At 70.3% G+C, this 20,641-nt stretch carries 18 protein-coding genes; 9 read left to right on the forward strand and 9 right to left on the reverse strand.

Translation table 11 applies throughout. From position 1 onward, the window contains the following. Positions 1-577 precede the first annotated feature (577 nt). The 3 genes from AMK26_RS35040 to AMK26_RS35050 all read left to right on the forward strand — a co-directional run bounded on the left by AMK26_RS35040 (position 578) and on the right by AMK26_RS35050 (position 4,464). The gene (locus tag AMK26_RS35040) at positions 578-2,965 is read left to right on the forward strand and encodes a DEAD/DEAH box helicase (protein WP_073760393.1); all 2,388 of its coding nucleotides are present in this window, start codon (positions 578-580) and stop codon (positions 2,963-2,965) included. 310 nt (positions 2,966-3,275) lie between these two features. Next, the gene (locus AMK26_RS35045) at positions 3,276-3,740 is read left to right on the forward strand and encodes a zinc-ribbon domain-containing protein (protein WP_079278002.1); all 465 of its coding nucleotides are present in this window, start codon (positions 3,276-3,278) and stop codon (positions 3,738-3,740) included. Further along, entirely contained in the window at positions 3,718-4,464 is a 747-nt protein-coding gene (locus AMK26_RS35050) for a hypothetical protein (protein ID WP_198944250.1), read from the forward strand. Before AMK26_RS35045 ends, AMK26_RS35050 begins: the two co-directional genes overlap by 23 nt. A gap of 180 nt (positions 4,465-4,644) precedes the next feature. Here AMK26_RS35050 and tgmC read toward each other — a convergent pair whose 3' ends face one another. Further along, positions 4,645-5,844: an ATP-grasp peptide maturase system methyltransferase gene (gene tgmC / locus AMK26_RS35055; protein ID WP_073760313.1), complete on the reverse strand. Its 1,200-nt coding sequence runs from the start codon at positions 5,842-5,844 to the stop codon at positions 4,645-4,647. Positions 5,845-6,104: 260 nt separating this feature from the next. Here tgmC and AMK26_RS35060 point away from each other — a divergent pair, with 260 nt between their 5' ends. Continuing rightward, positions 6,105-6,812 (forward strand): hypothetical protein, encoded by a 708-nt coding sequence (locus tag AMK26_RS35060; RefSeq protein WP_198944251.1) that lies wholly within the window; start codon positions 6,105-6,107, stop codon positions 6,810-6,812. 6 nt (positions 6,813-6,818) lie between these two features. On the opposite strand, the gene AMK26_RS35065 is transcribed toward AMK26_RS35060, so the two are convergent. From AMK26_RS35065 to AMK26_RS35085, 5 genes are all read right to left on the reverse strand, one after another. Beyond that, complete coding sequence (locus AMK26_RS35065) at positions 6,819-7,406, reverse strand: DUF6262 family protein (protein WP_073760315.1); 588 nt, start codon at positions 7,404-7,406, stop codon at positions 6,819-6,821. Next, entirely contained in the window at positions 7,403-10,000 is a 2,598-nt protein-coding gene (locus AMK26_RS36550; RefSeq protein ID WP_107421123.1) for a tyrosine-type recombinase/integrase, read from the reverse strand. The genes AMK26_RS35065 and AMK26_RS36550 overlap by 4 nt, the downstream gene beginning before the upstream one ends. Continuing rightward, positions 9,997-11,172, reverse strand: a complete 1,176-nt coding sequence (locus AMK26_RS35075; RefSeq protein WP_107421124.1) for a tyrosine-type recombinase/integrase — start codon at positions 11,170-11,172, stop codon at positions 9,997-9,999. Before AMK26_RS35075 ends, AMK26_RS36550 begins: the two co-directional genes overlap by 4 nt. Before the next feature lie 86 nt (positions 11,173-11,258). Next, positions 11,259-12,173, reverse strand: coding sequence for an ATP-grasp ribosomal peptide maturase (gene tgmB / locus AMK26_RS35080; RefSeq protein ID WP_107421125.1), 915 nt, complete (start codon positions 12,171-12,173; stop codon positions 11,259-11,261). A 4-nt stretch (positions 12,174-12,177) separates the two neighbouring features. After that, positions 12,178-12,450 (reverse strand): putative ATP-grasp-modified RiPP, encoded by a 273-nt coding sequence (locus tag AMK26_RS35085; protein WP_198944252.1) that lies wholly within the window; start codon positions 12,448-12,450, stop codon positions 12,178-12,180. A 157-nt stretch (positions 12,451-12,607) separates the two neighbouring features. Between AMK26_RS35085 and AMK26_RS35090 the strand changes: the two genes are divergently transcribed. The 3 genes from AMK26_RS35090 (at position 12,608) to AMK26_RS35100 (ending at position 14,813) form a co-directional block, all read left to right on the forward strand. Beyond that, a complete protein-coding gene (locus AMK26_RS35090; protein WP_073760321.1) occupies positions 12,608-13,975 on the forward strand; it encodes a Tat pathway signal protein in 1,368 nt (455 codons plus the stop codon). A 13-nt stretch (positions 13,976-13,988) separates the two neighbouring features. Further along, entirely contained in the window at positions 13,989-14,282 is a 294-nt protein-coding gene (locus AMK26_RS35095) for a DUF6087 family protein (protein WP_073760323.1), read from the forward strand. 90 nt (positions 14,283-14,372) lie between these two features. Further along, positions 14,373-14,813, forward strand: a complete 441-nt coding sequence (locus AMK26_RS35100; RefSeq protein WP_073760324.1) for a hypothetical protein — start codon at positions 14,373-14,375, stop codon at positions 14,811-14,813. Between the two features lie 258 nt (positions 14,814-15,071). Here the strand turns inward: AMK26_RS35100 and tpg are convergent, their stop codons facing one another. The 3 genes from tpg to tap form a co-directional block, all read right to left on the reverse strand. Next, complete coding sequence (gene tpg, locus AMK26_RS35105) at positions 15,072-15,626, reverse strand: telomere-protecting terminal protein Tpg (RefSeq protein WP_073760326.1); 555 nt, start codon at positions 15,624-15,626, stop codon at positions 15,072-15,074. A 3-nt stretch (positions 15,627-15,629) separates the two neighbouring features. Continuing rightward, positions 15,630-16,022 carry a hypothetical protein gene (locus AMK26_RS35110; RefSeq protein ID WP_073760328.1) on the reverse strand — a complete coding sequence of 131 codons (393 nt, stop codon included), beginning with the start codon at positions 16,020-16,022 and terminating at the stop codon, positions 15,630-15,632. A gap of 88 nt (positions 16,023-16,110) precedes the next feature. Beyond that, complete coding sequence (gene tap / locus AMK26_RS35115; protein WP_073760330.1) at positions 16,111-18,234, reverse strand: telomere-associated protein Tap; 2,124 nt, start codon at positions 18,232-18,234, stop codon at positions 16,111-16,113. A 276-nt stretch (positions 18,235-18,510) separates the two neighbouring features. On the opposite strand from tap, the gene AMK26_RS37165 reads away from it, so the two are divergent. Then, positions 18,511-18,660 (forward strand): hypothetical protein, encoded by a 150-nt coding sequence (locus AMK26_RS37165; protein WP_158071175.1) that lies wholly within the window; start codon positions 18,511-18,513, stop codon positions 18,658-18,660. A 245-nt stretch (positions 18,661-18,905) separates the two neighbouring features. Then, positions 18,906-20,549, forward strand: coding sequence for a hypothetical protein (locus AMK26_RS35125; RefSeq protein ID WP_073760332.1), 1,644 nt, complete (start codon positions 18,906-18,908; stop codon positions 20,547-20,549). Positions 20,550-20,641 lie beyond the last annotated feature (92 nt).

Genomic DNA, 20,641 nt, shown 5'->3' on the forward strand with positions numbered 1-20,641 from the left:
CCCGCGGAGCGGGAAATGCAGCGGCAAGCCGCTGCATAGGGAACGGCTCCGCTGACGCTCCGCCAGATTCCCCCGCAAGCGGGGGAATTGAATTCCGCAAGCGGAATTCAGGACCGTAGGTGTAATTCGCGCAAGCGCGAATTACGGGAGGCCCCGCAAGCGGGGCCTCCTAGGCTGGCAGCAAGGCCCGTGCATCGCTCGAGGCGCCGTGTAAATCCTGGGAACCCCAGCTAGCCTCTGGAAACGGATCTGACGGTTCGTTGGGGCCGAATGGGTGCCGGCCTCAACGGTAGAGACGGGCTCCGCTGCACTCCGCCGAATCTCTCCCCCAACAGGACATGGTTCTTCAATCGGGCCGGCAATACTCCACCATCGTACACTCCAACCGCCCGCTGCGAGGCTCGAACTGTCGACGTGTAACCCTCATGAGCGAACCTGGTGCAAGCCGGATGCATCACAGTGATGCTCTGTGTAGTGTCTGGGAACTACGCCGCACCACCTCCTGGAGCATCAAGGTCTCCGGGATTCCCTGTCTGAGGCGCGCCACATTTCGCGTAGAGGAGAGTATCGGATGGTTATGACGAGGCGTGACTTGCGCTCCCATCAGATTGAGGCGGTTGACGCCGTTGTGCGCGGTCTTGATGTTCCGCTTGGTGGTCTTCCTGTAAACGGTCTGCGGGGGCAGGTTGTTGCCGCTTGTGGGACGGGCAAGACGGTCATCGCTGCTTTTGCTGCCCGGGAGATGCTGCCGCGGGGGCGGGTTCTGGTGCTGGTGCCGACGCTGGAGTTGCTGACGCAGACAGTGAAGGAGTGGTACCGGGTCGGGCATAGGGGGCCGGCGGTTGCGGTCTGCTCGCTGCAGGAGGATCCGGAGCTGTGGAGCCTGAAGGTCCGGTGCACCACGAACCCGGTGCGGCTGGCGATGTGGCACGGGACGGGGCCGGTGACCATCTACGCCACATACGCGTCGCTGCCGGTGCTGGCCAAGGCGTTCGAGGGCGTCTACGGGCAGCGGTTGGCGCCGGTGGACCTGGCGGTGGTGGACGAGGCGCACCGTACGTCGGGGTCGCTGGGGAAGGCGTGGGCGGACATCCACGACCAGGGGATCATCCCGGCGGCGCGCAGGTTGTACCTGACGGCGACGCCGCGGATCTGGCAGGAGCGGCCCAACTGGGAGGTGACCGAGGGGGTTCGGGAGGCGTTGCCGGAGGAGTTGGCGGTCTCCATGGACGATGAGTCCGTTTTCGGTCCGGTGCTGTACAAGCTGACCTTGGCATCGGCGGTGGCGCGCGGCCTGCTGGCGCGGTATCAGATCATCGTGGTCGAGCTCCAGGACCCGGTCGTCACCCCGGAGCGGCTGATGGGTGAGGAGCGGCGCGGCGAGGAGGTGCGCGGGCAGCGGCTTGGTGCTCTGCAGGCGGCGCTGCTGCGCACCATGGCTGACCACCGGCTGCAGACGACCATCACCTTCCATCACCGGACGATAGAGGCGCAGGCTTACGCGGAGGGCCTGGCGGCGGTGGCGGCGAAGCTGCACGCCGACGATCCGGAGAAGTACCCGGGGCGGATCTGGGCCGACTGGCTGTGCGGGGAGCACGTCCCCGAGCGCCGGCGGGAGGTCTTGGCGGGCTTCGGCACCACGGCGCGGCGGGCGGTGCTCTCCAACTGCCGTGTCCTGGGCGAGGGCGTCGATATCCGGGCGGTGGACTCTGTGGCGCTGCTGGACCCTAAGGGCGCGCCGCACGACATCGTGCAGGCGATCGGGCGGGCGCTTCGGCAGAAGCCCGGTGAGGGCAAACTGGCCTCTTTGATCGTGCCCGTTTTCCTCCAGCCTGGGGAGCAGCCGGAGGACATGTTCACCTCCGGTTCGTACCGTCCTTTGGTGAGGGTTTTGCAGGGGCTTAGGGCTCATGATGAAGAGGCCGTTGAATTGCTTGCCATTCCGCAGGAGCCGCGGAAGAGGGTCGTGGACCCGTCTTGGGATATCGGTGAGGCGCCGGAGGAAGGTGAAGAGGAAAACCGTCTGCTGCTGCGTTTTGCCGCGCCGCGTGACCCGGTGATGGTCGCTGAGTGGGTCAGTTTCAATGTGATCGACACCGAGCGGCAGGACTGGGTGCGCGGGTACGCCGCCGCGCGCCTGTACCGGGAGCGCCAGGCGCACTTGAGGGTGCCGTACGGCCACAAGGAAGGCGCGTACCCGCTCGGGCAGTGGATCGCCGAGCAGCGACGGGCGTACGGGGCCGGGCAGCTGTCCGGCAAGCGGGCCGAGCGGCTCGAGCAGCTCGGGATGGTGTGGGACGCCGCCGACGCGGCCTTTGAGGAGAACCTGGCAGCGGCGCGGGTGTACTACGAGCGGCACTGGACGCTGTGCGCACCGCGGACGGCGACTGCTTTGGACCGGCCGATCGGTCAGTGGCTGTCCAACCTCCGCCGCCCGGGTGCGCTGGCCGGCCGCCCCGAGCGCGAGGCCGCGCTGGCGGCGATCGACCCGGACTGGAACCCGGCCTGGCCTGTTGCGTGGCAGCGGCACTACGTCGCCGTACGCGAACTCCTCGCCGAGGAGGACACTGCGCTCACCGAGCTGCTGCCCGGCGTCACCGTGCACGGCATGGACGTCGGCAAGTGGCTGGCCCGGCAACGTCGGCACGAGGTGTGGACTGGGCTGCTGGACGGGCAGCGTCAGCTTCTGGAGGCCCTGGGTATCCAGCCCACTGAGCAGAGCGAGCAGTCTGCTCGCACCGTGGTGCGGCCACGGGGGGACGCCTTCGCGCGGGGGCTGGCGGCGCTGAGGCAGTTCCGGGAACGTGAAGGGCATGTATGGGTCCCGCGCCAGCACGTCGAACGCTTCGACGATGGTGAGGAGGTCAAGCTCGGCATCTGGCTCTCCAACATCAAAAGCCCCGCCCGCCGGGCCAAGCTCGGCCCTGATCACGTGCAGGCCCTGGCCGAACTCGGTATCGCCTGAACGGCGGACGCTGGTGGTCTGCAGGGCCGCAGGCTCTGTCTCCGCTCTTGTGGACCTACGTGAGCCCTTATCTACGGCCGGTTCGAGCTGGACGTGAACTCCCACCTCGACCTCGCCCCGCGGCGGCCACGGTGTCCGGGCCCCGCACCGCGCCCGCGGCTGAGGACTGCCCGATCGGCGGCGGAGGGTGCGGGCGGGTCGGCATCCTGAAGACCCGTATCCCCGGCGTCGCTCCCGGTCGGCTGGATCGTTGACCGGGGTGAGGCACCGGGCCGGGGAGGGCCTGGCCAGGGGTTGAGGAGGGGACTGCATGGCGCGTTCGTTAGGTGTGTCGCTGGCCGAGGCGTATCCGCAGGTCGCGGCGACGTGGTTGCAGGAGCGCAACGGCGGGCTGACGCCGCAGAAGGCGACGCCGAAGATGCAGGTCGACGTGTGGTGGCGGTGCCCCGCCGGACACGAGTGGGAGGAGCGCATCGCCAACCGCACCTCCCTGCCGAAGTGGAAGAACGGCGACGTCGCTGCTTGTCGCGAGTGCGTCGGCTACCGGGTCTCCTACACCTACCCCGACTGCGGGCACACCGTGAAGGTCACCCCGGAGTCGGCGGCCAAGAAGGGGGGGGCGGTGCTGGGATTGCCAGAACCGCTGGTGGCAGGAGAACGAGCCACGCCTGAAGGCGGAGCTGTCGGCCGCCGCGAAGGCGGCGGCCGGCCGGGCGGGGAAGATGCTGGACGCCGTTGTGCTGCCCGCGGACATGCCCGCGCCACTGGCTGCTGAGTGGCGGTGGTGGGCGGCCAAGCACCTCCAGGGCGCTATCGCCGCCGAGGAGAAGATGGGCAAGGAAGGCCGCACGGACGAGGTCCGGGCCTCGGTCACCGAGATGGCCGCCCGGCTGACGCCGACCAAGGAGAAGGCCGGCCGCGCCGCGGCCACCGATGGGGTGCTGCGGCTCCTCAACCAGGCCCACTGGGCCGAGGGCTGGCTCCACCAGCTCACCGGGCGCGGGCCGCGGCCCGTGGCCGAACAAGACCTTCAGGACATCGCCCTGATCGTGGCCGACTACCTCCAGAGGTGGGCCGACGACGCCGCCGCGCAGGTCGCACAGAACCGGGCCAACGGCTACGGCCCACCGAGCACTCCGCAGATCACCAAGGCGCTGACGGCAGCGGTCCAGGACTTCGCCCGGACCGTTCTGGGGCCGAACTGCCGTGTCTACCGGGAACTACGGCTGCCGGTGGTCCCCGACGGCAAGGGCCGGTACGGGCGCGCGGACGTGGTGATCTGCCTGCCGTTGCTGCCGGACCTCGTCATCGAGCTCGACTCCCGCCCCAACCCGGCGTCCGCGCAGAAACTCGCCTTCGCCCGCGACGCCGGCGCGTTCCCGCTGTGGGTCCGCTTCGGAGAAGGAGGCATCGACAAGATCGACGGCGTGATAGTCCTCGACCTGCGCGAGACCGTGCGGGGAGTGTGTGACGACCAGCCTGTCACCGGGGCATCCTGATCGCCATGGACGATGTGCGCGACGTCCTCACCGAGGACGAGATCAACGATCTGCTCGACGGTGACCGCGACGCCGGATGGGACGCGGACGACGAGTACGAGTGGGTGCGGTGAACACGGCCAGGCGCCCGGGCGAGAGCCGTCACGCTTCCCGCCCGGGCGCCTGGAGTCCTACGGGCCGTCAGGGCCTGGGGAGCGGCAGGCCGGGCATCTGCGGGTGTCGTAGGTGCTGCCCGCCGTCGTAGACGTGCAGGGTGAACGTCTCCAGCCCTGGTTGGCCCGCCTCGTCGTACGCGGACAGCACCGTCTCGATCCGCTCCCACAGCCGCACCGGGCCGCCCTCGCAGACCTCCCACCGGCCCTCTCGCGGGGTGAGGGTGGCGGCGGAGCCGGTGACCACGTCGACTAGGTGCACGACCTCGCCGACGGTCGTCATCTGCGCGTCAGGTGCGGCGCACTGGGCGAGGAACCGCAGGTGGAACGCTTCCTCGGTTGCGGCCGTGATCCGCTCCGGGGAGTGGCGGGCAGCCCGGCCGGTATCGGGGGGGCCGGCGGCCCAGTGGGCGGGGTTGCCGAACGCCGGCGCCGCGTGGGTGCGGGCGGACATGAAGGAGACGGTGCCGTCCAGCAGATGGCCCTCGGCGGTGCCGTCGCCGTTCACGGTCAGCAGGACGCGGGCGTAGCCGTAGAGCCAGCCGGAGAGGGTGAGCAGGATCTTCCCGCCCGGCCGGGCCTGCGCCAGCAGCGCGGGCGGCACGGCGCGGAAGGAGCACGCGGCCACGATCCGTTCGAAGGACGCTTCCGGCCAGTAGCCGTACAGCCCGTCGGCCACCGCCAGCGTCGGTGTGTAGCCGCAGCCGTACAGCGCGCTCGCCGCCTGCTCCAGGCGGTGGGGGTCGACCTCGATGCTGGTGACGTCGGTGGAGCCGAGGCGCTCGCAGGCGAGCGCGGTGGAGTAGCCGGTGCCGGTGCCGATCTCCAGCACCGTGTGGCCTTCCTGCACGTCGGCGTCGGCCCACATCCGTACCACCAGCGACGGCAGCGTGGACGATGAGGTCGGCGCCCCGCCGTGCCGTACCGCGGGCTGCTTCCAGTCCGGTTCGTCGCCGTTGAACTGCGTGATCAGCGTCGTGTCGGAGTACGCGGCGGCCAGCCACCGGCCATAGTCCAACTCGGCGGTGACCGGCTCCCACACCGTCAGCCCCTGCCCGTCGCGCTCGTCGGCGGGCAGGTAGAACCCGGGCACGAACTGGTGCCTCGGCACCCGCTCGACCGCCTCCCGCCAGCCGGGATCGGCAAGGACCCCGTCCTCGGCGAGGGCCTTCGCCATCGCCTCGCGCAGCCGGGCGGCGTCGGTCTCTAGGTCGGCGGGCATCGTCATCGGGCTCCGCCTCCTTCCGTGCTCGTACTCAGGATGTCGGAGAACGCCTCGGTGATCTGATCGGCGTCGGGCAGCCAGCCCCACTGGCCATTGGGGTTGCACTCGATTTTTCCGACCGCATTCGTCAGCAACAAGGCTCTGACCTGGTGCAATACATCGCGAACATGTGCGTGACGTGGCTCCTTGTTGGACAATGCTCACAGCGGAGATCGCCGAATGAGATCCCGCAGCGGTTGGAGCGGAAGGTCACAGGAGTCGTCATGGCAATGGCTGTACTCGCGCCGAGCATTCAGTTGAGCGTTGATCGGTTCGCGCGTTCGTTGATCGTGCCGTCCAGGCTCTTGGCCCTTCACCCCCGGAAACGAGGTCACGCGGGAAACGCGGCAGCTCTGGCGCCGGCGATCACCCTGGGGGTCCTCTCCGCCTTCGAGGGCTTCGCCGAGGACTATTTCGCCACGGTGCTGTATCTGCAGGGCCAGAGCTTCGCTCAGATCGTGAAAAAGATGAACCTCACGAACCCGGATGTTACCGACATCGAGGCGCTTGTCGGCCGGGAGTTCCCGACGCTGAAGCCGCAGATCGGTACTGGTTTCGCTCTGACCGCCTGGGCGCCTCCCGTGATCGGAAAGACCTTCTGGCAGAAGCAGGAACTCACTTGGGCCGACGTGAAACGGGACGCGCAGGGGTGGATGCAGGTTCGTCATTGCCTTGCGCATGGACTGGCCAGCGGTTGGAGCAGTGAAGTCTGGCCTGGTCCGGTCAGGAAGGATGTGCCGCCTGCCTCCTCCGTGCTGCGTCCGATGAAGGGCGGCAAGCACTCACTCGCGCTGCACGGTGCCATTACGTGCGCTCGGATCTATCGAGCGGCAGCCGAGCATCTTGCGGGAGTCGTCGCCGGCCACATCGGCGAGAAGCTGAACTGGTCGGCTGTCCCTGAGTTCGAGCTCCACGCTGCTCCTGCCGCGTAACTATGCTCATGACGGATGCTCTCCGGCGTCGAGCAGTTTCGACTCCAGATCGGCGATCCGCCGGTCCTGGAAGCGGCCGTTGGATCGGGCGGCCTGGAGGCGTTCTTCGAGGGTGCGTTTGTCCTGGGTGAGTTGGCGGACCCGCTGCTTGAGGTTGGCGTTCTCGGTGGTGATGCGCTCGATGGACTCGTCGGTCCACTGGGTTTCCAGGTCGCGGATCTGGCCCATGAGCTGGGCGATTCGGCTTCGCTGGGTGCGGATCTCGCCATGGGCGGCCTTGAGGGCGTCCTCGGCGTTCAGGGCTCTTTCCCGCCACTGGGTTTCACTCTCAGCGTCGAGCCGCGGATTGGCCGGTTCCAGAGCGGTGGAGCCTCGGTCGACGGCGTCGGCGACGAGGGCTCGGGCGTCGGGGTTCTCGTAGAGGAAGGTGCGGGAGACGCCCGCCTGTCGGACTACGGCGGCGACGGTGATGGGCTTCTTCTGCCGCTTCAACTCGGTGATGCTGTCGCGGACTTGGCCTACTTTGGACTGGGTGCGCTGGCGCCGGGCTTCGAGTGCGGCGGCCGTGCGGGGTGGTGGGATCTGCTCGCTCATGCCGGGATCTCCTCGTCCTCGTTGAAGTCGTCGTTGTCGGCGGCGCGGGCGAGGTCGCCTGCGCGGAAGCCGATGCTCCAGAGGCGGTGGAAGTAGTCCTGGGGGCGTCGTAGGTCCAGCGCGAGAGCGTCGTCGAGCAGGTTGAGTCCGGCCAGGGCCTTCTCCAGGCCGTCGATGGCGCGGGCGGTGGGGGCGAAGACCTCGTGGAGGTAGTCGGCGGTGGCGTCGTCGGGGGCGCGTTCGGCGATGGAGTGCCACTGCTCGCGTTTGCGGCGCCAGTAGAGCAGGTCGGCGCCGGACAGGACGAACTTGTCGCAGTTCTCGCAGTCGAGGTTGAAGGGGCAGGCGCCGCCGTCGACGACGGGCTGGAAGGTGCAGAAGCCGCCTTCGGTCGGGGTGCTGCGGCGGGACAGGTCGATCGCCAGGGCCTCGGCCTGGCGGCGGTCGAGGGGGTTGAGCGGGCTGGAGAGGATTTCGCCGGGGTTGGTGGCGCCGGGGCCGGCGACCCAGACGTGCTGGAGGACATCCTCGATCTCGGAGACGGCGACCTGTGCGTAGTGCTCGGCCATGCGGTCGGAAACATGGCCGAGGTAGCGGCGGATGTGGGTCAGGGAGGCGCCGTGCCGCAGCAATCGGGTGGCGAGGGTGTGCCGCGCCTGATGGGGGACGACCCTGCCCAGGTCCAACTCGTCGACCCAGGGCCGGAAGTGTCCCTGGAACCAGTTGTAGGACAGGGCCCGGCGGCCATCGCGGCTGCGGTGGATGGAGGGGAACAGGACCAGTTCGGCCCGTTCGAGGGCGGTGGCCTGTCGGCCGCCGTGGCGGTCGGCGAAGTGGGCGAGGGTCTTGCGCTGGCGTTCGGCGAGACGGCCATAAAGGGGTTCGGGGATGCGGATGGCCTGGTCATAGTTGCCGACCTTGGTCTGGTCGTGCCAGAGCATGGGCAGGCCGTTGTAGAGGCCCAGGCATTCGAGCCTGAGGTTCAAGATCTCCCCGGCCCGGCGGCCGGTGTAGACGATTGCTTCCCAAATGTCGCGCATCCCCTGGTCCTCGGGGTCGTGACGCTCGGCGAGCCGGCGCAGATTCGCCTCGTCGGCCAGGGCCCGGGCGACGTCGTCGGAGAAGGGGCTGCGGGCGCGGGTGACGGTCCGCCCGCCCGGCGGCATCGCCACGATGCACTCGCGTGCCAAGCCGATCCGGTCGCTGGACCCACTCTCCAGAGCAGCGCGCAAGACCACACGGGCGCCGTTGAACAGGGTCTGCCGCAAGGCCGGGGTGATGGTCGCCTTCGCGACGTCACCTCGGGAGGGCAGTGTCAGAGCCGGCAGTTTCAGCCGCTCCCGGCGGCGGGCCTCGGCGACGTACCGCTCGATGTGCTCGGCCCGTAGCAGGGTGGGATCGTGTCCGCCGCCGGGGGCGTGGGCCTGGAGGAAGGAGCCGAGTTCCACGCATCCCTTGCGGGCACGGTCCATGAAGCTTGAGGTGCGGGGGCACTGTGGAGAGCGGAGCACTCCGGTGAGGTAGTCCCACAGCAGGTCACGCAGCCACCGCTGGGGCACGGCGGTCAGCGGGTAGCGGCCGGACCGCTTGGGGAAGCGGACGCCGAAGTGCTGGGTCTGGACGTATCCGGCCTCGCGGGTGTCTGCCGGAGTGAGGTAGACCAGTTCCAGTTCGGCCAGGATTTTCGTCGCGATCATCCGATCGTGGCTGTTGGTGCACTGGTCCAGGTCCGCGTCCAGCAGAGAGTCGCAGTGTTGACGGTGGCACAGGTCCACCAGGTTCTGGATCCACGGTAGCTCCCACGGACTCTGGTCGTCCCCTTGCCCGTGCGCGTGCAAACCCCACTTGATCTCGGCTCTCACCAGCGGTCGCAGGCCACTCAGGTTGAGCTCGCCGACGCGCATCACCGGCGGCTCGTCCCGACACCACTGCCGGAAGGCCGCCTCGTCGACGTAGCGGACCGGTACCGGGCTTCCTTCCCGCTCCCAGCGGTGGTAGCTCTTCGGCAGCGTCGCGCCACCCGGCTGGCCGGCCGCCTGGTAGCGGCCGAGGTGGACCGTGCACAGCCCCAGCGGAGAGGCGGCCAGATCACGGCAGGCCCGCAGCTGGCAGGAGCCGTAGCCCGGGTAGATCTCCTGGTCCACCGCCCACTGCTCGAAGTCGGCAGCCCGACCGTGAGACTGCCGGTACTTCTTCCAGCGGTTGCGGTGCCGGAAACACAGCTTCAACTCGTTGTTGAAGGCAGGTCGTTCAGGGCAGATGTGGCAGCGTCGCTCCTCCGCCATCCGGGTCGCCTTCAGCGGCTCGGCGGTGTGCACGAAGTCGCTCTTGCGTACTCCGGCGGACCGCGCGTCCCGCCAATGCTGAGCGTGGACGGCGCACAGGTCGTTCTTCTCCCACCGTGGCCGTTCGCAGTCGGGCACGACGCAGCACCAGGGATAGACCGGATGCCGGGCCGGGATACGGATCACGTCGTCGCGGAAGACCGCATCGAAGCCGGGACCGTCGATCAGGGCAGTCAGCACCTCCAGCCGGTCCCGGGCCTCGCGCCGGTCCGGATCGGGAGTGCGGGCTGCCAGCGAGATCACGCTCATTCGCTCTCCCCCCATGCCTTGCGCAGGGCCCGGGCGAAGTCGGGGTCGTGGACGTCGGCGTGTGCGTAGATCTCGTCGACCGTGCTCGCCGATGCCCAACCGCCCGCCTCGCGGGTGACTACCAGGTCACCGCCGGAGGCGTCCAGGACAGCGGTGGCGAAGGAGTGCCGGAATCCGTGGGGCCTGACCCTGCCCAGCTCGGCCCGGTCCCCGGCCCGCCGCAGCATCCGCCGGGCCGCGTCCGTCGTCCACGGCTGCCCGGCGCGTTCGCCGTGCAGCTGGACCAGCAGCATGCCGTGCCCGACCTGCCGCGGGTACTCGGTCGTCATGTACTCGAAGTAGGTGTGGATCATCGCCGGGCTGGCCCGCTTGATCAGCCCGCCCACCACCGTGCCGTCCTCGACGTCCCACTCCGGCTTGGTCTTTGCCGCCGCCCGGTTCGGGTTCGCCGGCCGGTGACAGACGTGCACGTGCGGCGTGCGGCATTGCCCGCACCCGGCGTTCTCCCGCAGATGCAGGTCCACCAGGTGCAACCCGCACAACTCGCCGATCCGGAAACCGCCGTCGGCCAGCCAGGTCACTACCAACCGGTCCCGAGCCGAGTTCACCGTCGCCAGGAGCGTCTCCTTCGCCCCCTCCGGGGCCATCTTCGGGTGCCGTCGCCGGACCTGTTTCGGTGCCAGCGGATTGGCTGGCATCGCCGTCTTTACGTGCCCGAGAAGTGCCCGGTTGCGGTCCGCGCGGCTCGGCAGCCGGGTCCGGTCCAGCTGCCTGCCGAGCTCCTCGTTCACCCCGAGCGCGGCCTGGTGCAGGTAGAACCCCTTCAGACACGCGGCCGCCAGCGACAGCGTCGCCTGCCCGTACGGCTTCTTGCCCTCCCGCCACGGCTGCCCGAACGGCCCGGCCACCTTCGCCCCGACCGCCCCCATGTACCGCTGTAGATCCGCCAGCGTCACCGACCCCAGCGGCAGGCACTCCCGCTCCAGCCACCGCAGATGATCCACCAGCAGGTAGGCGTACGTCCGGTCCGTCCCCGGCTCCCGCATCCGCAGAAACCGGTCCGCCTCCTCATACACCGCCCCCTCGGGCCACACGATCGTGTACGCCCGCGTACCGTCACCCCGCTCCATCACCTGCACCCGCAGGTCCCCGATCACCAATCGCCCGCTCACGCACGCCCCCTGGACCACATACCGAACATCACGTACATGGCCGGTCAACGAGTACGCCACGATTCAGGACACGGGCACCACGAACATCACGAACAGTCAGAAAGCAGGTCGGTAAACTCGATGAACACCCAGTCCTCCGGTGCGTCGCCGTCGCCGGTGAGTGCGAAGTCGAAGCAGCCGAAGACCAGGCCGAACCCGGTCAGGTAGCTGTGCAGGGCCGCCTCGACGGGTGCCGGAACGCGGATGGGTGCGTGGAGCAGGGCGTTCCAGTTGCCGCGGCGCCAGTCCAGGGCGCCGTCCGGGGCGGCGATCTGCTGGGCGAACACCTTCTCGCCGACCACGGTGACGCGTACGTCGCCGGTCTTGGGGATCTCCGCCTGGAACAGGTGGGCGGTCACCGCGAGGGAGTCGTCGAAGGTGTCGGGGGCGACGCGCTGGGCCCAGATGGCGCCGGTGTGCCCGTCCTCGTCCCGGGGCAGGCCGCGGAACGTCTTGTAAATGATCCGCCCGTGCTCGGCGGCGAACTTCCGCGCGTGCTCGATGTCGTTGGTGACCAGCGTGGGCGGGACGGTGAGGCCGAGTTGGGTAGCGAGCTGGAGCTGGGCGGGCTTGAAGTCGGCGGCCGTGACCGCGAAGGGGTGGTTGACGTAGAGGGCGCCGTGCAGGTGGTTGAGCACCCCGCCGAGCCCGTGCCTCGCTTCGGCGGCGGCGAAGTCGCGCTGCTGGGCTGTCAGGTGGCCGTACCGTGCGGAGTACGGGGTGGGGCGGCGGTAGTACACCGCCGCCACCTCCCCCAGCTCCACCTCGCGGCTGGCCGTCCGCAGCCGCCCGCCCCAGGCCGGCGCCCCGGTGCCGATGCGGGCGCCGAAGGTCAGGCCGGCGCCGATGTCGGCCGGGTCAACGCGGACGAGGGGCACCTCGCGCTCGTTCAGCGCGGCGATCACGCGGTCCGCGGTGACGTCCTCCAGGGACGTGATGACCAGGACGAGGGGAGCCGTCATCGCGTCAGTCCGACTCGTAGTCGGTGGTGTGGTCGTCCTGCGTCTGCGGCTGCGGGTTCTGCCCGTCGCCGCCGCCGGACATCGACGCCGTGCCCGTCGTACGGGACGTTCCGTGCTTGCCCATCTCCACCACCTGGCCGGCGGCGTCGGTGTAGCAAGCGGTCTGCGTGGCCGCGTCGAGCATCACCGCGGCGTACGCGGGCGGGCCGACCGGAAGCCGGTCGGTGACCAGCCGCATCGCCCACGGAACCTGAGCTGGGGGTGCAAGCGTCGCCATGCGTTCGTCCTTCCCCTTGCCTCACGCGGATAGCCGGGCGGCCACCGCAGATGCAGAATCCGCCTCCCGCACCGGGCCTGACCAGTACCGTAGGTGCCGCGAACCGTGGCGAAACCGCCACGCTCCGTGACGTCGAGTCGGGGAGGGCAAGACGGCGATGACCGGCAGATCGACCAACACGCACCTCGCTCTGTGGATCGCGGCCACCGGCCTGTCCCATGGCGAGATCGCCCGCCGGATCGCCGCCGAGGCGATTCGCCAAGGTCATCGGCAGATCACACCGGACGCCACCCGCGTACGGCGCTGGATCGACGGCGAGCGCCCCCGCCCGCCCGTACCCACGCTGCTGGCGGCCGTCATCTCCGAAGCGGTCGGCCAGCCGCTCACCCCGGGTGATCTCGGCCTGACGGCCGCCGGACCCACGCTGGATAGCATCCAGCTCCCGCTACTGACCGAGGCAGCCGCCCAGACCCTGGCCGGATGGACCCAGATGGACCTCTTCCTCGACCGCCGCGACACCCTCAAGCTCGCCCTCGGCGCCCCGCTCATCCTCGCCGCCGAGCGGATGCTGGGCGGCACCGCCCGCCGTCTGAACCGCGACACCAAGGGCTTCGACACCGACACCAGCACCGCCCTGGAAGAGGTCACCGCGTTCTTCTCGAAGGCCGACGCCGCCAAGGGCGGCGGCCTGTACCGCTCGGCGATCGTCGCCCAGCTCGCCGAAGTCGCCCGCCGCGTCCAGGACGGCGTCCCCGCCTCCCTGAAGGCGAGGGTGTTCGCGGCGACCGCCGACCTGGCCGCTTTGGCTGGGTGGGTCAGCCACGACTGCGGCCGGTACGCCACCGCCCAGCGGTACTGGTCGTACGGCATCTACGCGGCCGCCGAGGCCGGGCAGCCAGATCGCGGGGTGGAGATCGTCACCCGCATGTCCCACCAGATGATCTACCTCGGCCACCCCGGCGACGCCCTCGGGCTGCTGGAGGTCGCCGCGGCGAAGGCGAACCTGCCCGCTACCAGGGCCCTGGTCGCCTCCCAGACCGGGCGGGTGCACTCCGCCCTCGGCAACGAGCGTGATGCCGAGCGACACCTCGGCGCCGCCGACGAGCTGGTGGCCGACGGCCTGGGCGACGACGTTCCGGAGTGGGTGGCGTACTTCGACGCCGCCGAGCACGCCGGCGCCCGCGCGGTCTCCGCCCGCGACCTGACCGGCATCGGCCGCCCCCGCGCCGCGAGCGTCCACTTCACCGACGCCCTCGCGCTCAGGAAGCCCGGCTTCGAGCGGGTACGCGTCATGGACCAGGTCGGGCTGGCCGCCGCGCTGTTCACCGAGGGGGGCGCCGAGCAGGCAGCGGCGGCGGCCCACCAGGCGCTGGACAACGCCGCCCGCGTCGACTCCACGCTGGTCGCCTCCCGGCTGAACACGCTGCTGGACGCCGCCCGGCCATACCGGACCGCCGCCGTGGACGAGGTCCGCACCCGCGCGAAGGATCTCGCCGCCTCCCGTCCGACCACCGTCGCCGCCTGAGACCATCGGCCCCATGGGCAAGCACTCCCGACCCGGACCGCCGAACCAGCCGTCCCGCGCCGTGCCGCGCGTCGACGCGGGCGACCCGCTGGCCGCGTACGAGAAGCGGCGCCGCCCGCCGCTGGACGTCCACCGCCGGCACCGCCCCCTTCATGGTGGTGGTGGGCACCTTCGCCCGGACGAGCCGCGGGCCCTGGAAGAGTGGAACGGGTTTTCGTACGAGCCCGCGGGCACCGCCCCGAACCTCGCGGAGGCCCAGCGGTGGGTGAACGGGATCGCCCCGGGCACCGCGGCCGCAGCCGAGTAGAGGGGCGTGCTCACCCTCACCTTCCGTGGACAGGGCGCCGAAGAAGGAATGGTCCGGCTTCACACCTACCGAGCAAAGGACCTTACCGACGTGCCCCGTACCGACTTCGCCATCGACTGCGCTGACTGCCGCGGGCTGTTCAACGGCATGCCGCAGCCACACTACGACCACGTCCACACCGCTGAGAAACTGCCCCGCGCTCGCTGCACCGACGCGCACATCGTGAAGCACGGCTACGCCGTCGGCTTCGCCGGCAACAGGGGGCTCCCGCAGACATGGATCTTCTACGCGGACTTGGAACCGGCCGTCGTCTTCGGCCGCGCCGCCCGGATGTCAGTCTTCGACGTCAACCACTATGGCGTCACCGAAGCCGCCCGCGAGACCCGCTGGACCGAGCGCCTCCACCGCGACGTGGTCACTCTCCACCTCAAGCAGGACTCCGACCTCCGCGACCACGACGATGAGATGCCGATTCTGAAACGCTGGGTACGGGGGTGCCGCCCCGACTCGGCCCACTACGAGAGGCCCTGACCCCGCTAACCGGGCTTCGGCATCAAACGAGAGTCCACACCGCCGGATCCCTGGAGGTCTCCACGCTGCCGTCCGTGCGGTAGGTCTTCGAGGAGAATCATCGGTTTGATGAAGTCGGCCGGGCGATTCACCCTGCGGAGATTACCGCCACGGTCACCGCCCCGTCGCCCCGTCGCCCGGCGATAACGGGCAGACCGCCTGCCAGCTACCGTACGTCGGCTCAAGCAGCGGCTGACGGCTGCTTGAGCCCGGGTTTGGTTAGTAGGAGAGGTCGAAATAGTCGATGTCGGTGAGGGCGACTTCGAGGCCCGTGGCGCGGCGTCCGCCGTCCTTGAAGTAAACCTCCTGCAGTCCTTGGGCGATGATGTCGCGCATCTGCTGGTCGGTGGCGCCTTGTTGCTGGGCGTCGAACAGGCGGCGGGCGTAGGCCGGCGGAAGGTGGACGGTCAGGCGGCGCATCCGGCCGTCGTCAGTGGTGCCGACTGGGGCGGTGTAGCCGAAGCGGGCCCGGGTCTCGATGGTGATGCCGGTCGTGGTGGCGGCCTGTTTGCGGTGGCGCCCTCGGACTTTCGGCTGCCAGCGGGCGCGGACGGCCGTCTCGATCCGGTCGGCGATGTCCTTGGGCGGGTGTTTGCGCTCGCCGGTGCGGTAGCGCTCCACCGAGCGCTGGGTCACGCCGAGTTCGGTGGCGACGGCCTTGGTGGTCTTCATCTGCCCCACCAGGAAGTTGATACGGGCTTTGAGGCTCTTGGGCGGCTGGCGGGTGAATGCCTCCTGGTCGGCCCGCTCGATTGCGTCCTCGATCTCCGCCACTGGTCAGCTCCCGTCCGCGAGGGGGCTGGGGCCGTAACGCTGGGGGATCAGGCGGGCGTCTGCAGCCGGGGCGAGGTCCACGACCAGGCGCTCGCCCACACCGGAGGTCGTGGTGGCGTCGGGTGAGAGGTAGCCGAGGCTGCGCAGCTCGCCGACCGCCTTGCGGAAGGCGTCGCGGCCCTCGGCGGCCAGGCGTTCGTCGCGGGTGAGGGAGACCAGTTCACTGACCGTGGGCTCCTGGCCGGGGGTGTAGCCGGTGGCGAGTTCGGCCAGGACGCCGCGGGCGCGCCAGGTCAGGCGCATGTCCCGCATCGCCCGCGCGAAGAGCACCGGGTTATGGGTGGGCAGGGCGGTGGGAACTGGCCACTGCGGGGACAGGGCCTCGGGGGTGTTCATCAGGTACGACTCACTCCTTCGGCGCGGTTCGGTGTCCGCGCCTGCCTCAAGCTGGGACGGCGTCATGCCGGTGTCGGTGGTCGCGGCCTTACTCGCCTTCGTCGAAGACAGCGTCGCCGCCCTTGATGTGCCGGGCCGGGTTGAGGCCCTGCTCCATCAGATCGACCGCCCACAGCATCGACTGGACTCCCTCCAGCTTCGCCAGGCCCGGGGTGGGACCGAGCCGGAAGCCGCCGGGCTGCGGCTTGCCGGAGGCCGCGTACGGGAGGAAGGCGAGCGGGCTGTCGCCGGGGCTCGGGTAGACGACGCAGTCGGACAGTACAGCGAGTGGGTACAGGCCCGTCATCTTCGCCATATTGGTGAGCTTGCGGTGCATGTTGACCCGGGCCTTGGAGATGACGGCGGCGCGGATGTCGGGGCGCCAGGTCGGGCGTTCCAGGGCCGGCCACCGTTCCCCGTCCTTGTAGTTCTTGCCCTGCGGGCGCTCGCGGAGCTTGCCGACGCCGCCCTTGACCGTGGCCTTGATTGCGGACAGGACGGCGGTCAGGGCGGGGTCGGTCTGCTTGTGCCGCTCCATCGCCGCGAGGGACTGCCGGTCGTCCAGGTCCTTGGTGACGCCGAGGTCGGCGAGGGTGTCGACGTACGCGTTCTTAAGCCGGTCATGCCACGGGTCCAAGTACGCCCCGGTCTCGCGGCGCAGGTACGCCTCGATCGGGTGGACGTCGTAGCCGAGCTCCTGGGCGTAGGCGACAGTGTGCGTCTGGTACCAGGCCGGGCCCGTCGGACGGCTGCCGTCCGGCGTGAACGGCGACGGCAGGCGCGGGTCCAGCTCTACGTGGGAGAGGTCGACCAGCCAGGAGCCGGGGATCTTCGGGTTGAACTTCGGGGCATGGAAGTGGTCGGGCGCCGACAGGCCGACGACCAAGCGGGCCGCGGCCGCGAGGAACGCCGTGTTCAGGTCCAGGCCGACCGCGTACGGCAGCGTGCACTCCTCATCGCTGAGCGAGTCCACCGACCGCACCCACTGGTACGCCTCCTCATTCAGGAACCCGCCCGTCCAGCCACTGTTCACGACCACGGGGTGTTCCGGGGTGGCCTCCGGCGGCGCCGGGTCCATCGGCTCCGTCCCCAGCGAGCCCGGGTTGTAGGCGGACACCCAGTTGCCTGTCTCCGCGTCGCGCTCCGGTTTCGTCGGCGGGCGCAGCGCCGTCATCAACTCCAGCCCGGAGACGGCCGTGGAGCCGCGGGGGGTGATGACGCGCTGGGCGTAGACGCCGAGGACGCGGGCGATGTCGGCTGGTTCCATCTCGGCGACGCCGGGCCAGGACCGCTCATCGAGGGCGTCCCAGGACAGGATCGCGAGCTGTACGCACTGCCGTTCGCGGCCTTGCGCCTTGCGGTAGATCCGCGCCCACGGGCCGAACCCGCGCTGCGTGAGCTGCCACTTCGCGCGTCCGACCTGCTTGACGACCGGGTGGTCCTCCGGAAGTCGTAGGGAGCGGCGCTGCTCGTGGCCCTCCAGGCGCTCTGGCAGCCCCAGTTTCACGGCGGCCGCGGCGGTGAGCACGATCAGCGGGTCGGAGTCCTTGCCGTGGCGGTTGAGCTTCGGTGCACCGAGGCCGGACTCGTGCAGCGTCCATTCCACCAGCTCCGGGATGGTGGTCGCCGGGCAGTCGAGCACGATGCCGCCCGTGCCGTACGCGGAGCCGTCGCCGTCCAGCACGGCGAGCGGGCCATGCGGAAAGCGGGGGTCGGTCGCGGGCCTCGCCGCCTTCTTCGCCGCCGGGCGGCGCGACGTCGCGGCGCCCGGACGGGCAGGACGCCCAGGAGCGGCCTGGACAGCCGGGGCCTGAACCGGTGCGGCGGCCTCCGGCTCGGTGGCCACCTCCGGGGCGGCAGAGCCGGTGAACGTTTCCGACGCCTCCGGCTGCGGCGCGGCGAGCGGGGCGGTGGCGCCGTGGGCAGGGTACTTCGCCGCCCAACCCTGCAGCAGCCGCTGGTAGGCCTCCAGGCGCGGCGACTTCGGCTCGGAGCGGCCGTTCTCGTAGTTCTTCACCGTCTGCGTCGTGGTCTTCAGTGCGGTCGCGAGGCGGGCCTGGGTAATGCCGGCGGCCTCCCGCAGCCGGGCACGCTCCGCCGGGGGCGGGAGCTGCGGCTCCTCCTCCAGCAAGGCGTCGACCGACGCGAACAGCTCTTCCTCGGTAGTTGCCATGCCTGAACACTAGCAGAACTTACCCAATTATTTAACCCATTTATTTAACCTCGATCGAATATCGCGGGGGGTTGAAATGCGTGAAGGCCGCCCGACAGATGCCGGACGGCCTTCACGAAGTCTGAACCCTGGGCGTGTGGCCTGCCCCCTGCCGGGGCCACCAGGGACGAGTCCAAGGTCTTCCCGGTCAGCGTACCCGTACAGCGCACCCAAGCGCAGGGCGATGCGGCGACATGAGCGCCACTCCGACCGAGCCGGTTCCGTAAGGTGGCGCCCATGCTGGAGACCGACGCCCTGGAACTGCAGGAACTGCGAGCCCTGGCCGCCTACCGCACCCGCCAGGCCCGCGGCGAGGAGGCCGGCGTCCCGCACGACGAGGCGTACCGCCGCGTGTTCGGCGAGAGCAGGACGCGGGGTACGAAGTGATCAGGGGTCCGGGTCTCTTCTCCGCACGGACGTCATTCGCGCGCGCTCACTCGCGGGCGGCCAGGCCGTGCGCCCGGAACAGGGCGAAGGCCTCATGCGGCAAAGGCTCACACCAGCCGCTGGGACTGTCGGCGAGCGGCGCGAGGCCGACTGGGGCCAGGTGAAATGCCCGTTCCTCTCGGGCTGATCGGCCCGCGTCCCCGATGATGGAGACCGCCCCGGGACAACGGATCAAGGGAGTACGCATGGCGGTGGAGGCCGGCACACGGCAGGAGGAGCGCGTCGCGGGACGGGTATGGACAGTGCGCCTGGACCCTCACGGCCGCCCGTCCGCCGGCGCGGTGAAACTCTCCTGCTCCCGCCCGGCCTGCGCCGAGCAGCGCGTCCACGGCGGCGCCACTGCGGGGCGCAAGGCCGCGATCGGCCACGTCAACACACACCTGGCCCGCATCCGCGCGGGCGGCGGGCCGCGCGGCGCGGCATGGTGCGCCTGCCGCGCCGCCGACTGCGCGTGGCACACCCCCGATCCCACTGCCGTACGGCGGGGCGGGGCGAACCCGTCGGCGGGTGCGGTGCGGTGCGGCGGCCCGGTGGTCCTGACGGTGTACGCGGACCGTGCCGGAAGGCTGTGGCGGATCACGGAGATGTGCGCGCGATGCGCGGCCGCCATCTCCGACTGCCGTGTCCTGGACACCGCCCCGCCCCTGTCCCGCACCGCCCCGACCGGGGCAGGTCAGGCATTGGGCAAGCCGGACAGGAAGCCGGGGCCCGCAGTCGGCACGGTGGGCGAGGGCGCGGCGGCGGTGTTCTCCGACCACGCCCCCTCCCTCGCCGCTGACGCGACTTCGGCTGCCGGGCCGGCTGTGCTCCCCCGCGCCCGCACCGGCTCACCGGCCCCAGCGCCCCGGCGGGCGAAGCAGTGGGGGAAGATCGCGCAGCGGACCGTGCCGCACGACCTCGAGCCTGACGTCCTGCGCCTGGAACTCATCGAACTCGGGGACGCGTTCCGCGCCTACCAGCAGCGCCCCGAACCCGACCTCGCCCTGCTGGCCCATCTCCACGAGCGCAAGGCCCGCGCGTTCGCCCTGTGGGCCGACGTGAGCGGCGACGGCTCCCTGCGCCACGAAGCCAAGCGCGCCGACAAGGCGGCGCAGACCACCCGCGAGATGCAGGCCAACCGCGGCGGCCAGGTGGCCGGCGACACGGCGAGCGGGAACGAGCCGGTGGTGGAGCGGCTGCTGACCCGGCAACAGGCCGTGCACGCCCGCACCGTGCTGGACTACGTCGCCGCCCACGCCCCGTACCCGGAAGCCGAGGTGCGCCTGGCGGTACTCATGCTCACCCTGCGGGCCGCGCGCGCCGGCACCGGGAACATCACGGGCCAGGACCTCACCGGCTGGCTCCAAGACGATGCCGAACGGGTGCTGCAGCAACTGGTCTCGACCGGCTGGCTGCGCCTGCCCGGCACCGTTGACGAGGTGATGGCCTCCCGGTCCGAGGACCCCACCGCCATCACCGTTCCCACGCTGCTGCCGGAACAGCCCCGGCCGTTCGGCTTCGGCAAGACCACCCGCGCGAGGATCTCCGGCTGGGCCCAGAAAGTCGTGGGCGACCGGAAGATCCGCAAAAAGAAACTGGGCGCTACCGCCCGGCTCCTGGCCCTGTACACCGCCGCCCACACCCGCCCCGACGGACGCCTCGGACACCCCGAGGACGACGGGCTGCACCTGGACCAGGTCGCCGCGTTCTGCACCCTGCCCCCCGAACAAGTCTCCGAGCACGCCGAACTACTCATCGCCGCCGACTGGCTCACCCAAGCAGACACCACCCAAGGACGGCTGCGCGGCCAGCTCACCGAGCGCATCCTGCCGCTGTCAGGGCTGCTGTGACACGCCCCGCCCACCGTGCCGGCGGCCTCGCGTACCGCCACCCCGGGTGCGCGCACGGAGCAGCGGCATCGGGACCGTCCGGCACACATGAG

It is taken from the genome of Streptomyces sp. CB03234, assembly GCF_001905885.1.
GTDB lineage: Bacteria > Actinomycetota > Actinomycetes > Streptomycetales > Streptomycetaceae > Streptomyces.